Genomic DNA, 14,504 nt, shown 5'->3' with positions numbered 1-14,504 from the left:
GGGCGGAACCTAGCGGCCCGCCGCGGCGGCGGCAAGCGCGCTACGGCGCGAGCAGGTCCGCGAGCGCGGCGTCCAGGTCCGGGAAGCGGAACCGGTAGCCCAGCTCGAGCGCGCGGCGCGGCACCACCCGCTGGCTCGCCAGGACCACGTCGGCCATCTCGCCCACCGCGAGCCGGACGGCGAGCTCGGGGGTGCGCACGAGCGCGGGGCGGTGCAGCACGCGCCCGACCGCCTGCGCCAGGTCGCGGTTCCGCGCCGGCGCGGGCGCGGCGGCGTTGAGCGGGCCGGCGGCGCGCGCGTCCTCGAGCGCGAGGAGCACGAGGCCCACCTCGTCGTCGAGGTGGATCCACGGCTGCCAGAAGTCGCCGCGCCCGAGCGGCCCGCCCGCGAGCAGCCGGAACGGCTGCACCAGCCGCGGCAGCGCCCCGCCCTCGCGCGCGAGCACGATGCCGGTGCGCAGCCAGGTCACGCGGGCGCGCGCCTCCGCCGGTCGCGCCGCCGCCTCCCACGCCTGGCTCACCTCGGCCAGGAACCCCTCCCCCGGCCCCGCGCCCTCGTCGAGCACCTCGTCGCCGCGCGCGCCGTAGAAGCCGACCGCGCTCCCCGACACGAGCACCCGCGGGCCGCCCGCCCGGATCACCGCGGCGATGCGCTCGGTGGAGAGGACCCGGCTGTCGCGGATGCGCCGCTTCTTCGCGGCGGTCCAGCGCCCCTCCACCGGCTCGCCGGCGAGGTGCACGCAGGCGTCGCAGCCGGCCAGCGCCTCCTCCCAGGCCCCCGGCGACGCCGGGTCGCCCTCCAGCACCCGCACGCCCGGCGGCAGGGCGGCCCGCGCGGCGGAGCGGGTGAGCGCGGTGACGGCGTGGCCGCGGGCGAGGAGCGCCGCCGCGGCCGGCCGCCCGATGAGCCCGGTGGCGCCGGTGAGGAAGACGTGCATGCGGGGAAGCGTAGACGACCGGACCGGATTCGTGAACCGGCCGCCGGGGCGCGGCCCTGCGCGGCAACTCACCCCAGCAGCTGCGCCGCCACGTTCGCGCCGGGGACGTGCGCCATGAAGTGCACGAGCGCGAGGAGCCCGCCGGCGAGGGCGGCGTAGGCGATCCCCCACGCGGCGATCTGCCGCGGCGACATGGGCGCGGCGCGCGCCGCCTTCTCGAGGCGGTCCAGGCCGCGCAGCCACATGGCCTCGGAGGGCGAGCCGAGCGGCGGCCCGACCACCGCGCGCAGGTAGCGGAAGTGCTCGGGGCCGAAGCGCGCGCGCTCGGGCAGGAGCCGCAGCGCCCGGCCGCCGGCGCGCGACTGCGCCTCGCCCATCAGCTCCATCGCGCCGAGCAGCGCCACCAGCCAGACCAGCCCGTACCCGAGCGCGCTCCCCACCGCCACCGCGCCGCCGAGGCCGAGCACGGTGAGCGCCAGGCCGAGCGACGACGAGAACGAGTACGCGAGCGCCTGCATGAGGCGGCCGCCGTCGAGCGGCGACACCGGGATGAGGTTGAACAGGTTGATGACGGCCCACCACGACGCCACCGCGGCGAACATCGGCTCGCGCGTCCACAGCCACAGGCCCGCCGGCACCAGCGCGAAGACCGAGCCCCAGATCGGCCCGGAGAGCGCCACGTAGGCCTGCTGCCAGCGCGAGGTGAACGCGTCCTCGGTGACCGCGACCGCGCCGAGGAACGGCACGAAGTACATGCCGCGCACCTGCATGCCGGTGCGGCGCATGGCGTGGACGTGGCCGTACTCGTGCACGAACAGCTGCAGCAGGAGCGCGAGCGCGAACTTCCAGGAGAAGATGACGCCGTACGCGGCGGCCGAGGCGGCCGCCCAGCCGACGTTGGCGGTCTTGAGCGCCTTCAGCGCCGTGCCGCCCAGCTTCGCGAGGACGCCCAGGAACCCGACGCTCGCGCGGCGCGGCTCGCCGGAGCGCGCGGACGCCGGGGCCGCGCCGGGCTCGGGCACCGGCTCGGGCGGCGGCGCGAGCAGGCTCGCGGGCAGCGCGAACCAGGCCGGCGCCCGCTGGACCACGAGCGCGAGCAGCAGGGGCGCGTCGCGGAGGTCGGTCACCTCGACGTCGTCGCCGTCGAGGCCGCGCACCGGGGCGCAGGGCGGCGCGCCGGCGAGGTCGGCGAACGCGAACGAGCGGCCGCGCGCGTCGGCCACGATGGCGTAGCGCTGCGGCGGGCCGACCGGGCGCGGGCTCTGCCCGAACCCGACCCGCAGGTCGGACCAGCGGGCGTCGAGGCCGTCCTCGCGGCCGAGCACGCGCAGCCCCTCCTCGCTCGCCACCGCGCGCAGGCCGGTGACCTGGCGGACGCCGAGAGCGACCGCCGCGGCGGCGCCGCCGAACAGGGCCGCGAGCACCGGCGGGATGCCGGCCAGCAGGCCGACCATCGCGCCGCCCACCGCGCCCAGCAGGAGGGACGGGAGCACGGCGCGTGCGGCGGGACGGAAGACGGCGGGTTCCATGGCGATCACCGGGGGCCGGCGGGGGGCGCGCGCGGTTCAGGGCCGCTGCGCGCCCGGCCCGAGGCCGTGGGGAAACTTGAGCTCCGCCTCGCTGGCGCGGACGTAGTGCGGCTCGAGCGCGAACAGCGCCTGCGCGTCGTACGGGCGGGTGAGGAGCGCGGGGGCGGCGAGCGCCGCGATCGCGGCGGCCGGCGGGGCGACCGGGGCGCCGGCGAGGCGGGCCAGCCGGCCCTCGAGCGCCGGCGCGAACGCGGCCAGGCCCTCGCCGAACGCGAGCGCGCCCGCGCCGCCGGGCAGCGCCGCGACGCGGTCGAGGAGCGCGCCCGGGGCGAGCGCGGCGTCCGGGGCCACCGGCTCCACCGCGCCGCGCGAGACGCGGTAGAAGCCTGCGTACACCTCGCCCTTCTTCGCGTCGAGGAGCGGCACGAGCAGCGCGCCCTCCGGCGCGGCGGGGACCGCGCCGAGCGCGAGCGCCGCCAGGCTGGACGCGCCGGCGATGGGCCGCCGGTTCGCGTAGGCGAGCCCCTTCCACGTGGCGAGGCCGATGCGCAGGCCGGTGAACGAGCCGGGGCCGATGCCGATGGCGTACCCCTCGACGTCGGGGAGCGTCAGCCCCTCGGCGACCAGCAGGTCGGTGAGCGCCGAGGGGAGGCGCGCGCCGTGGCCGCCGGTCCGGCCCGGCGCGGGCTTGCTCACCGCGTGCTCGGTGCGCTCGCAGCGGACGCGCGGCGGCCCGCCGGCCGGGTCGAGGTCGACGAGGGCGCAGGACAGCGTGAGGGTGGCGGTGTCGAGGGCGGCGACGAGCACGGGCCGGTTCTACTCCATCGGCCGCATGAGGCGCACGATGTCGTTCTTGAACACGAACAGCATGAGCGTGAACAGCAGCACGATGCCGACGATGTTCGCGAGCTCGCGGGTCCGCACCGAGAGCGGCCGGCGCGTGACGCCCTCCAGCGCCGCCTGGGCGATGTGGCCGCCGTCGAGCACCGGGATGGGCAGCAGGTTCATCAGGCCGAGGTTCACGCTGATGAGCGCCATCTTGAACAGGAACGAGCCCCAGCCCTCCTCCGCCGCCTCGGAGGCGATGGAGAACAGCATGATGGGCCCGCCCACCGTCTTGAAGCTGATGTCGCCGGTGACGATGCGGACGATGCCGAGCACCGTCAGCCGCACCACCTCGTGGAGCTGCCGCCAGGCGAGCTGGAACGCCTCCACCGCGCCGCGCGCGAGCGGCACCTGCTCGGCCAGCAGCGCGAGCGGATCCACCGCGTCGCGCTGATCCGGCTGGAAGCCCAGCACGAGGCGCTGCGCCGGCTCGCCGGTGATCTCGTCGCGGTAGGTCTCGTTCGCCGGCACGAGCGCCACGGTGCGGCCGTCGAGGAGCCCGAGCTGCACCGGCGTCCCGGCCTTCAGGAAGTCGCGCCCGAACGCGTTCACGTCCCGCAGGAACGAGCGGACCGGCTTGCCGTTCACCGAGGCGATGGCGTCGCCGCGGCGCAGGCCCGCCTTCTCGGCCGGGCTGCCCGGGACCACCGTGGCGATGAAGGTGGACACCGCCGGATCCGCCGGCGCGAAGGTCCGCTCGCCGGCGGCGCAGGTGGGCACCTGCGGGAGCGAGACCGCGCGGTGGTCGGCGAGCGCGACGCCCGGGAGCGTCCGCGGCGACTCCCGCACCACCTCGAGGTCGATGGGGCCGCAGCGCACCGCGGCCACGGCGCGCTCCAGGTCGCCCGCGTGGCGCACCGGCTTCCCGCCGGCGGAGATCACGAGGTCGAAGGGCTCGAGCGGGCCGGCGAGGCCTGGCCGCACCGGCGCCACCACCGCGCTCGGGTAGGTCGGCGTCACGCCGATCACGCCGCGCCGGGTGGACTCGATGGGGTTCGACTCCTGCTCGCTCGCCGGGGTGATGGTGAGCGCCCGCTCCTCGCCGTCGCGCTCCACCCGGAAGGTGAGCGGCTCGCCGGGGTGCGGCGACACGAGGTCGCGCAGGTCGGAGAAGTAGCGGACGGGATCGGCCGGCTGGCCGGGCGCGGCGACGCTCAGGATGCGATCGCCGGGCTGCAGGCCCGCCTCCGCGGCGGGGGTCCCCGGCGCGACGGTGCCGACCACCGGGCCGGGCGCGGGCTGGCCGTTCTGGGCGAGCGCGAGCGCGATGTAGATGACGCCGGGGAAGATCAGGTTCGCGGCCGGGCCGGCCACCGCGATGAGCAGGCGCTTCCACGGCCGCTGCTCCAGGAAGCCGCGGCCCGCGTCCTCCGGGGCCAGCGACTCGGAGGGATCGTCGCCGGCCATCTTCACGTAGCCGCCCAGCGGCAGGAGCGCGATCCGGTACTCGGTCTCGCCGCGCTGCACCCCGAACAGCCTGGGCCCGAAGCCGATCGAGAAGCGGACGACCTTCACGCCCATGAGCTTCGCGACCACGAAGTGGCCCAGCTCGTGGACGAAGATGAGCCCCCCGAGGAGGAGGACGATGGATCCGATCTTCAGGAGGAGGTCCGGCATTCTTTTTTACTTAGCACCGGGGAGGCGAAGACGCTCGCCTGCCCCGTCGGCGGGGGAGTGGGCGGGGCGGATCGCCCCGCGCGCCCTATCGCCCGGCCGGAGCGTGCGCCAGCGCGCCGACGCGCTTCTCGGCCTCCCGGCGGCCGTGCTCGCTCGCGGCGAGCGCCTGCTCCACCGAGCGCACCGGCTCCACCACGTGCGCCTCGAGCACGTCGGCGCAGACGTCGGCGATCTGCGTGAAGCTGCAGCGGCGCGCCAGGAACGCGGCCACGGCGGCCTCGTCGGCGCCGGAGAGCACCGCCGGCGCGGTGCCGCCCAGCTCGAGCGCGCGGTACGCCAGCGTGTAGGCGGGGAAGCGCGCCGGGTCGGGCGGCTCGAAGGTGAGCTTGCCGAGCCGTCCCAGGTCGAGCGGCGGCAGGTCGAGCGGCATGCGCTCCGGGTGGCCCATCGCGTAGCTGATCGGCCCGCGCATGTCGGAGATCCCGAGCTGCGCCACGATGGAGCCGTCCACGTACTCGACCATCGAGTGCACCACCGACTCCGGGTGCACCACGATGTCGATGCGCTGCTGCTCCACCCCGAACAGCCAGCGGGCCTCGATGACCTCGAGCCCCTTGTTCATCAGGGTGGCGGAGTCGATGGTGATCTTGTCGCCCATCGACCAGTTCGGGTGCTTGAGGGCGCGCTCGGGCGTGACCGCCGCCAGCTCCGCCGCGGGCGTGCAGCGCAGCGGCCCGCCGGACGCGGTGAGGATGAGCCGCCGCACCTCGCCGCGGTTGTGGCCGACGAGCGACTGGTGGATGGCGCTGTGCTCGGAGTCCACCGGCAGGATGGCGACGCCCTTCGCCGCGGCGCGGGCCATGAGCAGCTCGCCCGCGAGCACCATCGACTCCTTGTTCGCGAGCCCCACCGGCTTGCCCGCCTCGATGGCCGCCGCGGTGGAGCGGAGCCCGGCGCCGCCGGAGATGGCCGCCAGCACGAACGCCGCGTCGGGGTGGCTCGCGACCGCCACCGCGCCCGCCTCGCCGGAGAGCACCTCGGTGCCGGGGGGCGCCTCGGCGCGGACGGCGCGGGCGGCGGCCTCGTCGCAGACCGAGACCACCCGCGGGCGGAAGCGCCGGATCTGCTCGAGCAGCCGCGGCGCGTTGCGCCCGGCGGCGAGGCCCACCACCTCGAAGCGGTCGGGGAAGCGCCCCACCACGTCCAGCGCCTGGACGCCGATGGAGCCGGTGGACCCGAGGATGGCGACGCGCTTCACGGGCTCCTCTCTACCACGCCGGCCGGCGCCGCGCCGCCGCGTCCCGGGCACCTACCGGGCCTGGAGGACGTGCGCCACCGCGTACACCCAGGGAGACACGAACAGGAGCGCGTCGATGCGGTCGAGCAGGCCGCCGTGGCCCGGGATGATCTTGCCCGAGTCCTTCACCCCCGCGGCGCGCTTCACCATCGACTCGGCCAGGTCGCCGAGCGGCCCGAGCACCGCGCCGCCCACGCCGATGAGCACGGCGTGGCCGACCGACAGCTCCGCGCCGAGCGCGGGCAGGAGCGCCCGGGTGACGAGCGCCCCGGCGATCGAGCCCACCGCGCCGCCCGCGAACCCCTCCCAGGTCTTCTTGGGCGAGATGCGCTCGTACATCTTGTGCTTCCCGAACGCGTGGCCGGCGAAGTAGGCGAACGTGTCGTTCCCCCACGTCACCACGAACGCCAGGATCACCCACTCCACCCCGAAGCGCAGCCGCAGCGCGACCACCGAGGCGAGCAGGACGCCGCAGTAGAGCCAGGAGAGCGACACCGCGGCGAGCGAGCGGGGGATCTCCTCGAGCGGCCCGCGGCGGAACAGGTAGAGCGTGAACAGCGCGACGGTGGCGCCGGCCAGCGCGAGCCAGGTCCAGCCCGGCATCAGCTCGCCGCCCTGCCCGAACGCGGCGGCGAGCGGGATGGCCCCGCCGACCGCGATCCCGAACGCCTCGGCCAGGCCCAGCCCGGCGAACATGAGGATGAGCTCGCTCGACGCCACCGCGCCGGCGCCGGCGGCGAGCAGCGCGAACGGCAGGCCGCCGAGGATGGTGATCCACACCGCCAGGGGGAACAGCACCACCGCCGACGCGACGCGCAGGCGCAGGTTCTGGCGGTTCTTCGGGTCGAGGGCGCCCATCGCGGCCGGTCACCCGCGCTCGGGGCGCGCGACCTGGGCGCCGGTGAGGCCGAACCGGCGCTGCCGGCCCTGGAAGTCCGCGATGGCCTCGAACAGCGCCGCGTCGCGGAAGTCGGGCCAGAGCACCTCGGAGAAGTACAGCTCGGCGTAGGCGCACTGCCACAGCAGGAAGTTGGAGATGCGGCGCTCGCCGCTGGTGCGCACCAGCAGGTCCAGCTCGGGCAGCCCGCGCGTCCACAGCGCGGCCTCGAGGTCGTCGGCGTCGAGCGCCGGGCCGCGCGCGGCGGCGGCGGCGCGGGCGGCGTGGACGAGCTCCTGCCGGCCGCCGTAGGAGAGCGCGAGCGTCAGCACCATCCGGTCGTTCCCGGCCGTCTCGGCGCGCGCCGCGTCCAGCCGCTCGCGCACGAAGTCCGGCAGGCGGTCCAGCTCGCCGATGGCGTTCAGCCGGATGCCGTTCTGCATCATCTCGGCGCGCTCGCTCTCGAGGTAGTCGGCGAGCAGCTGCATGAGCGCGCCCACCTCCTCGTCCGGGCGCGCCCAGTTCTCGGAGCTGAAGGCGTACAGCGTGAGCGCCTCGAGCCCGACCCGGCGCGCGGCCCGGGTCACCGCCCGGACGGCCTCCGAGCCCTCCCGGTGACCGGCCACCCGCGGGAGGCCCCGGTTCTCGGCCCAGCGTCCGTTTCCGTCCATGATGATGGCGACGTGGCGCGGCAGGGGGCGTGCGCGCACGCGTGCCTCGAGCTGTTCGACCGTGGGGTCCGCCATCGCGCGCGCTTATAGCACGGCGCGGCACAGGGGCGAGCCCGGACGGGCGGGGGGGGCGGGGCGCGGTTTGACCCCTGCGACGCCGGCCCCTTATGCTCGATCGGTGCCCCCGCACCGCGTCGGCTCGTACGAGATCGTCTCCGTCGTCGGACGCGGCGGGATCGGCACCGTCTACCGGGCGCGCCACCTGGAGACCGGCGAGCTGGCCGCGGTGAAGGTGCTCGGGCCCGCACCGGCGGTGGATGCGACCGCCGCCCGGCGGCTGGCGCGCGAGTACGAGGTGCTGCGCACCCTGGATCATCCCAACGTGGTGCGCGTCTTCGACGCGGGGGTCACCGAGGGCTACTCGTACCTGGCCATGGAGCTGGTGGAGGGGCTCGACCTGCGCGCGTACCTGTCGCCCGCCCTCGACGCCGACGCCTGCCTGGCCACCGACCCGGAGCCGTTCGCGCTGGACGCCATCACCGGCTCCACCGGCGAGCCCGGGCCGGACGCGATCCGCGCGCTCGCCGCCATGATGGACGAGCCCGAGACCGAGGAGGTGGGCGTGCTCGCGCCGCGCCCGGCCAGCGGCGACGACGAGGACCTGGCCGCCTGCGCGCGCATCGCGCCGCTCTCGGAGGAGCAGCGCGCCGCGCTGAACCGCCCGGTGCGCGTGGCGCGGATGCGCGGGGTGCTGGAGCAGGTGGTGGACGCGCTCGAGTACGTGCACGGCCGCGGCCTGGTGCACCGCGACCTGAAGCCGTCCAACGTGATGGTGGACGACACGCGGCGCGCGCGGCTCATGGACTTCGGGCTGGTGAAGCTGGAGGCGGAGCGGGACGTGGACGACGCGCTCACCCAGGCCGGGCGCATCGTCGGGACCTACCGCTACATGTCGCCCGAGCAGGCGCAGGGGCACCCGGTGGACGCGCGCAGCGACCTCTACAGCCTGGGCGTGATCCTCTACGAGCTGCTCGCCGGCGTGCCGCCGTTCTCGGCGCGCGACCCGGTGGCGCTGTGGCACGAGATCCTCGACCTGCCGCCCCCGCCGTTCGCCGAGGTGAACCCGGGCGCGGACCCGGCGCTGGCGCGGCTCGCGCTGCACCTGCTGGAGAAGGACCCGGCGCGGCGGCCGCAGTCGGCGGCCGAGGTGCGGCGGGCGCTCGCCGCCCGCTGAGCGCGCTGACGGACGCGCGCGGTACCCTCCGAGGCGATGTCGGACCTTCCCCAGGGCGCGCTCGGCTACCACGCGGTGGTCACCGAGTACTTCCTCGGCCTGCGCGGGAACGGGCTGCTGGTGTCGCCGCTCGACGAGGAGCTGATCGCGCAGTGGGAGCGGCGCGGCGTCCCGGTGGCGGTGGTGTGCCGCGGGCTGCGCCGCGGGCTCGAGGACGCGACCGAGCGCCGCGCGCCGGGCGCCTCGCCGCCGCGCTCCATCCGCGCGCTCCGGTTCGCGGTGGAGGACGAGTGGCGCGCCTACCAGGGCGGGCGCGTGGGCGACGCCCCGGCGCCGCCGGGCGAGGCGGACGCCGCCGAGGCGCGCCTCCGCGCGGCGCGCGACCTGGTGGCCGGCGCCGGGCGCGAGGCCGACGAGGCGCAGCGCGAGGGGTACCGCGCCGCCTGGCGCGCGCTCGCGGCGGCCGAGGCGCACGAGGGCTCGCCGCTCGAGCGGGTGGAGGCGGCGCTCGCCGCGGCCGACGCGCGCATCCTCCACGCCTGGCTCGCCACCCTCCCCCGCGCGGAGCGGGCCGCGCTCGGGCCGCGCATCCGGCTGCTGGCCGGGCCCCGGTCCCGCGGCGCGAGCCGGCGCGCGCACCGCGACGCGCTGCGGGCACACCTCTCCGATCTGGCCCGGAGGGCGGGGCTCACCTGCCTCCGGGGTTCGGTGTAGACTCCCGCGCCCATGCCGGATCCCGTGCACAACGCCAGCGCCAGCGCCTGCGCCGACTGCGGCGGCGCCGGCTACGTCGTCGAGCAGATCCTCGGCGCGACCGCCCGCGCGCGCCGCTGCGCCTGCCAGGCGAGCTGCCCGCGCTGCGAGGAGACCGGCTACGTGCTCGTGCCGCAGGGCGGCTCGACGGTGGCCCAGGTGTGCAGCTGCCGGCACCTCGACGAGCGCATCGCGGTGTTCAACCAGATCGGCATCCCGGCCGCGGTGGCGAGGGCGTCGTTCGAGAGCTTCAAGAGCTGGTCGCCCGACCACGCCCGCGCCCGCGCGGTGGCGGAGGACTTCGCGCGCAAGTTCCGGCGCGACGCGCCCACCAAGGGCTACCTGCTCTACGGCCGGCCCGGCGCCGGCAAGACCCACCTGCTCGTCGCCACGCTGCGCTGGCTCGCGCTCGAGAAGGGCGTGTCCGGGCGGTACGTGGAGTTCATGCTGCTGCTGTCGGAGATCAAGGCCGGCTTCGACGCGAACCGCAGCCACATGGACATCCTGCGGCCGCTGCTCTCGGTGCCGGTGCTCGCCATCGACGAGCTGGGCAAGGAGCGCGGCACCGAGTGGGAGCGCTCCATGCTCGACGAGCTCATCAGCCGACGCTTCAACTCCGGGCTCGCCACGCTCTTCGCCACCAACTACTTCCTGCGCCCGGACGAGAACCCGGTGCGCGAGGAGCCCGGCAAGCACGTCCGGACCGCGTCGCCCGAGTGGCGGCGCGACGCCGAGGCGATGACGCTCGCCCAGCGCGTGGGCGACCGCATCTACTCGCGCCTGAACGAGATGTGCACGTTCGTGAAGCTCGACCCCGGCCACGACCTGCGCAAGGACCGCGCCGGCTCCGGCGGCTTCTGGGGCTGAGCCTTCGATTCGCCCGAGCGGGACATCGCGCTCGTCCCGAGCGTAGCGCGGCCTGCAGGGCCGCGCGGAGTCGAGGGACGCTACCCGACGAGCTGCTCGTGCAGCCGGCGCGCGGCGTCCTTCAGGACCGCGGCGTCGCAGTAGGCGGTCACCCGCAGCGGCGAGGTGAACAGCGCCCGCGGCCGCGCGCCCAGCTCGGCCAGCGTCGCGGTCACCGCGCGCAGCACCCGGTGGCCGGCCGAGATCCCGGTCCCCACCACCGACACCGCGCCGATGGCCTCGTCCTCGGCGGCGAGCCCCGCCACCTCGGCGGCGAGCTGCGCGCGCAGCACCGGCCAGTCGTGCACGTTCTCGAGGTCGAGCGCCACGCCGGCGCGCTCGCCCGGCACCGCGATCTCCAGCGCCACCGCGCCGTGCCGCTCCAGGATCCCGAGCACGTCGCCGAGCCGCGCCGCCGGGAACTCGAGCAGCGCCAGCCCCTTCTGCATCGCGACCCCGGCGATCCGCTCCGGGTGCGCGCCGCCCTTCACCACCGTCTCCTCCGGGCCGCCGAAGGTGGAGCGGGCGTGGATGGCGATGCCCCGCTCCTTCGCGAACTCCACCGCCTGCGCGTTCAGCACCTTCGCGCCCGCCGCGGCCAGCTCCTGCATCTCCTCGTAGGAGAGCGCGTCGAGGCGCGCGGCCGAGGGGACCACCCGCGGGTCGGCGGTGAACACGCCGGCCACGTCGGAGTAGATCTCGCAGTCGGCGCCGAGCGCCGCCGCGAGCGCCACCGCGGTGGTGTCCGAGCCGCCGCGGCCGAGCGTGGTGACCTCCTTCCTGGTGGACACGCCCTGGTAGCCGGCCACGATCACCACCTTCCCCTTCGCCAGCTCCTCCTGCACGCGGAACGCGCGGACCTCGAGGATGCGGGCGGCGGAGTGGCTGTCGGTGGTGATGATCCCCGACTGGCTGCCGGTGAAGCTGATGGCGGGCACGCCCAGGTCGTTGAGCGCCATGGAGAGCAGCGCCATGGAGATGCGCTCGCCGGCGCTGAGCAGCATGTCCAGCTCGCGCCGGGCCGGCGCGGGCGAGATCTGCTTCGCGAGCGAGAGCAGGTCGTCGGTGGTGTCGCCCATGGCGGAGACCACCACGCACACGTCCTTCCCGGCGCGGCGCGCGGCGGCGACCTTCTCCGCCACCTTGCGCATCTTCTCGACGGTCCCCACCGACGAGCCGCCGTACTTCTGGACCACCACGGGCATTCGCACACCTCCGGCGCGCGGAGGATGCCGCGACCCGGGGTCGCGGGCAAGTGCGCGCGCCGCGCCGCACGGCCCTTCCCGCCGCTCGCCACCGCCCGGGCCCTGTGGCACGTTGCCCGGGTGTCGCGCCGCGCCCTCCTCCTGCTCGCCCTCGTGCTCGCCGTGCTCGCCGGCGCCATCGCGCTCATCGCCACCACCGGCGTGCGCCTGCACGGCCGCGAGCGGGCGGCCGGCGGCACGCGCGGCGGGGCGGTGGTGGACGTCGCGCCGGGCCAGGTGATCGCGATCGACGTCGCGGCGGGCGGGCGCGCCGCGCGCGTGGTCCGGCGGGACGGCGGGTGGGCGCGCGCCGGCGACGGGTCGGCGGTGGATGTGGCGGCGGTGGCCGAGCTGCTCGAGGCGGCCGGCGCGCTCCGGCGGCGCGCCACCCTCGGCGCCTCCGGCGAGGAGGGCGGCGTGTTCGACCCGTACGGCCTGGCCGCGCCGCGCGCCCGGCTGGAGCTGGCGCTCGAGGGCGGCGGGACGGCGCGGCTGGAGCTGGGCGAGGGGACGGGCGCGGACGGCGCCGCCTTCGTGCGGGCGCCGGACGGACAGGTGGTGGCGGTGGCCGCCGACGCGGCGACGCGCGTGGAGGCGGCGATCGGGCGGCTGCTCCCGCCCGCCGGGGCTCCCCCGCCCACGGCCGCACCGGCGCCTGCAGCGGAGCCCCGTCCGTTCCGAGGTTGACCAGCCCTCCCCGTCCGCATATGTTCCGCCCTTCGCGTCGAACCGAAGGAGAAGCGAATGGCCCGCGTCACCGTCGAAGACTGCCTCCCCATGGTGGACAACCGCTTCGCGCTCGTGCTGCTCGCGACCAAGCGGACCCGCCAGCTGATGGCCGGCGCCCGCCCGCTGCAGGCGGCGAGCAAGAACAAGCCGCCGGTGCTGGCGCTGCGCGAGATCGCCACGGGCAAGGTCCGCTTCGACCGCTCGGTGCGCGACGCCCTCTCCGGCAAGTTCGACAAGGAGAAGGTCAACATCCCGGCCGGCCAGACGCGGACGCTGCGCTAGCGCGACCGCCGCCGCAGGACTCCCGGGCGCGCCTCCGGGCGCGCCCTTCGCATTTGCGGGAGCGGCCGCTCGTCCCGAGCCCGTCGAGGGGCGAGCGGGGTCACTGGAGCGTGCGCGTCCCCAGGTAGCCGAGCTTCTCGCCGCCGCCGAGCCGGTAGGAGCGGCGCAGCTCGCGCAGCAGGCCGTCCACGTCGGCCTCCTCCACGTAGCGCCCCTCCAGCCAGCGCGCGTAGCCGCCGCCCAGCCGGTTCGCCTCGCGGTAGCGGTGCAGCTCCTCGGCGCCGAGGTGGGCGCGATAGGCGACGCGCTCGAACAGCCGGCGCCGCAGCGCCGGGCTCATCCGCCGCAGCCCGCGCCGCCACAGGTGCAGCACCAGCAGCGCGAACTTGTCCACCTCCGCCTGCACCTCGAGCTCGAGGAGCGACACCGGCCGGCCCGCGGCGGCGCGGGTCGCGAGGTAGACGAAGTGCGAGACGCCCTCGGCGGCGCAGGCGAGCCGCCCGAGCGCGCCGCGCGCGGTGAGGCGCGGGCGCGGGTCGTGCGGGTCGGCGGCGGCGGCGGCCCGCATCACCTCGTCGGCGAGGTACAGGCCGAGCGCGACGCCGTCCTGCTCCTCGAGCACCAGCAGCTCCTCGGGCGCCCGCGGGGCGCGCCCGGCCGCGCGCGCCGCCGCCTCGCCCATGACGAACGCGTGCACCCGCGGCGCCTCGACGCCGTAGATGGCCTCGAGCTCGTCCTGCAGGAACGCGAGCGTCGCGTCGGCGCGGCCCATCAGTGCTTCAGCCCCCGCGGCGGCGCCCCCGGCCCGCCGAACAGCGCCACGCCGCGCGCGCGGAGGCGATCGGCGACGCGCTCGGACCGGGTCGCGAGGAAGCGCTCGTACAGGCGCAGGAGGCCGCGGTTCGAGCGGAGGTCGGACAGCTCCGCGATCTCCGCGAACAGGTCCACGAACTCGCCGAAGCGGCCGGCCAGCTCCTCGTAGAGCCCGTCCAGGCCCGGCCGCCGCTCGGTGCCGGCGAGCGTTCCGTACGCGCGCTCGCCCATGGCGATGTAGTAGTCCACGTCCACGAGCGAGCGCGCCAGCGAGTCGCCGAAGAAGCCGGAGACGAAAAGCGCGGTGTCGCCGAGGCGGCGGAGCTCCCGGGCCCGCGCGGCCCGGTCGGCCTGCAGCGCCTTCACCAGGATGAGCGCGAGCGGCTCGGCGCGGACCGTGCCGTCCGCGTCCTCCACGAACAGCCGCTCCTTCTCGAGGAACCCGGTGAGGAGGTTCACCAGGTAGAACTCGGTGACCTCCTGGATCTTGAGGCGGCGGTGGGAGAGCGCCTCGGCGATCGCCTCCCGGAACCACTCCTGCGCGCTCTTGCCGACGAGGATCTTGTCGCTCACTGCGTCGCGGCCCTCCTCGGTGGGCGGCCCCGCGGGCGGCCGGACGGCTCGCCGCAGGGGCGCCCTCCTACCCTGAACGGTAACCTCCGCCGCGCGAGGCGCGCAACCCCGCGCCGTGAAAGGGTTTTCACCCACCTGGCCGCACCCTCGGCAGCCG

15 protein-coding genes are annotated in these 14,504 nt (G+C 76.2%); 5 read left to right on the top strand and 10 right to left on the bottom strand.

Annotated features, from left to right (window positions below; all coding sequences use genetic code 11):
* Positions 1–40: 40 nt before the first annotated feature.
* The 7 genes from ACOQFB_RS02535 to uppS all read right to left on the bottom strand — a co-directional run bounded on the left by ACOQFB_RS02535 (position 41) and on the right by uppS (position 7,888).
* Positions 41–937, bottom strand: a complete 897-nt coding sequence (locus ACOQFB_RS02535) for a TIGR01777 family oxidoreductase (protein ID WP_421610439.1) — start codon at positions 935–937, stop codon at positions 41–43.
* Between the two features lie 68 nt (positions 938–1,005).
* The gene (locus tag ACOQFB_RS02530; RefSeq protein WP_421610440.1) at positions 1,006–2,466 is read right to left on the bottom strand and encodes a metalloprotease; all 1,461 of its coding nucleotides are present in this window, start codon (positions 2,464–2,466) and stop codon (positions 1,006–1,008) included.
* A gap of 36 nt (positions 2,467–2,502) precedes the next feature.
* Positions 2,503–3,273, bottom strand: a complete 771-nt coding sequence (tsaB, locus tag ACOQFB_RS02525; RefSeq protein WP_421610441.1) for a tRNA (adenosine(37)-N6)-threonylcarbamoyltransferase complex dimerization subunit type 1 TsaB — start codon at positions 3,271–3,273, stop codon at positions 2,503–2,505.
* 9 nt (positions 3,274–3,282) lie between these two features.
* Positions 3,283–4,968: an RIP metalloprotease RseP gene (gene rseP / locus ACOQFB_RS02520; protein WP_421610442.1), complete on the bottom strand. Its 1,686-nt coding sequence runs from the start codon at positions 4,966–4,968 to the stop codon at positions 3,283–3,285.
* A gap of 85 nt (positions 4,969–5,053) precedes the next feature.
* Positions 5,054–6,226, bottom strand: a complete 1,173-nt coding sequence (dxr, locus tag ACOQFB_RS02515) for a 1-deoxy-D-xylulose-5-phosphate reductoisomerase (protein ID WP_059437193.1) — start codon at positions 6,224–6,226, stop codon at positions 5,054–5,056.
* A gap of 51 nt (positions 6,227–6,277) precedes the next feature.
* Positions 6,278–7,123, bottom strand: coding sequence for a phosphatidate cytidylyltransferase (locus ACOQFB_RS02510; RefSeq protein ID WP_059437192.1), 846 nt, complete (start codon positions 7,121–7,123; stop codon positions 6,278–6,280).
* 9 nt (positions 7,124–7,132) lie between these two features.
* Positions 7,133–7,888 carry a polyprenyl diphosphate synthase gene (uppS, locus tag ACOQFB_RS02505; protein WP_059437191.1) on the bottom strand — a complete coding sequence of 252 codons (756 nt, stop codon included), beginning with the start codon at positions 7,886–7,888 and terminating at the stop codon, positions 7,133–7,135.
* Between the two features lie 103 nt (positions 7,889–7,991).
* Between uppS and ACOQFB_RS02500 the strand changes: the two genes are divergently transcribed.
* The 3 genes from ACOQFB_RS02500 to ACOQFB_RS02490 are packed head-to-tail and all read left to right on the top strand — an operon-like array spanning position 7,992 to position 10,667.
* Complete coding sequence (locus tag ACOQFB_RS02500; RefSeq protein ID WP_082100177.1) at positions 7,992–9,047, top strand: serine/threonine-protein kinase; 1,056 nt, start codon at positions 7,992–7,994, stop codon at positions 9,045–9,047.
* A 36-nt stretch (positions 9,048–9,083) separates the two neighbouring features.
* A complete protein-coding gene (locus ACOQFB_RS02495; RefSeq protein ID WP_421610443.1) occupies positions 9,084–9,761 on the top strand; it encodes a hypothetical protein in 678 nt (225 codons plus the stop codon).
* A 12-nt stretch (positions 9,762–9,773) separates the two neighbouring features.
* Positions 9,774–10,667, top strand: a complete 894-nt coding sequence (locus ACOQFB_RS02490) for an ATP-binding protein (RefSeq protein ID WP_421610444.1) — start codon at positions 9,774–9,776, stop codon at positions 10,665–10,667.
* Positions 10,668–10,747: 80 nt separating this feature from the next.
* Here the strand turns inward: ACOQFB_RS02490 and ACOQFB_RS02485 are convergent, their stop codons facing one another.
* Positions 10,748–11,911 carry an aspartate kinase gene (locus ACOQFB_RS02485; protein WP_421610445.1) on the bottom strand — a complete coding sequence of 388 codons (1,164 nt, stop codon included), beginning with the start codon at positions 11,909–11,911 and terminating at the stop codon, positions 10,748–10,750.
* Positions 11,912–12,031: 120 nt separating this feature from the next.
* Between ACOQFB_RS02485 and ACOQFB_RS02480 the strand changes: the two genes are divergently transcribed.
* Together ACOQFB_RS02480 and rpoZ are read left to right on the top strand one after the other, a co-directional pair.
* Positions 12,032–12,637: a hypothetical protein gene (locus ACOQFB_RS02480; RefSeq protein ID WP_421610446.1), complete on the top strand. Its 606-nt coding sequence runs from the start codon at positions 12,032–12,034 to the stop codon at positions 12,635–12,637.
* 57 nt (positions 12,638–12,694) lie between these two features.
* The gene (gene rpoZ / locus ACOQFB_RS02475; RefSeq protein WP_011422638.1) at positions 12,695–12,961 is read left to right on the top strand and encodes a DNA-directed RNA polymerase subunit omega; all 267 of its coding nucleotides are present in this window, start codon (positions 12,695–12,697) and stop codon (positions 12,959–12,961) included.
* Between the two features lie 100 nt (positions 12,962–13,061).
* On the opposite strand, the gene ACOQFB_RS02470 is transcribed toward rpoZ, so the two are convergent.
* Positions 13,062–13,733: a hypothetical protein gene (locus tag ACOQFB_RS02470; RefSeq protein WP_059437185.1), complete on the bottom strand. Its 672-nt coding sequence runs from the start codon at positions 13,731–13,733 to the stop codon at positions 13,062–13,064.
* Complete coding sequence (locus ACOQFB_RS02465; protein ID WP_059437184.1) at positions 13,733–14,347, bottom strand: hypothetical protein; 615 nt, start codon at positions 14,345–14,347, stop codon at positions 13,733–13,735. The genes ACOQFB_RS02470 and ACOQFB_RS02465 overlap by 1 nt, the downstream gene beginning before the upstream one ends.
* Positions 14,348–14,504 lie beyond the last annotated feature (157 nt).

Origin of the sequence: Anaeromyxobacter sp. Red801 (assembly GCF_049201065.2) — a bacterium.
In the GTDB taxonomy this organism is placed as follows: domain Bacteria; phylum Myxococcota; class Myxococcia; order Myxococcales; family Anaeromyxobacteraceae; genus Anaeromyxobacter.
This window is presented reverse-complemented; position numbering and strand designations above follow the sequence as displayed.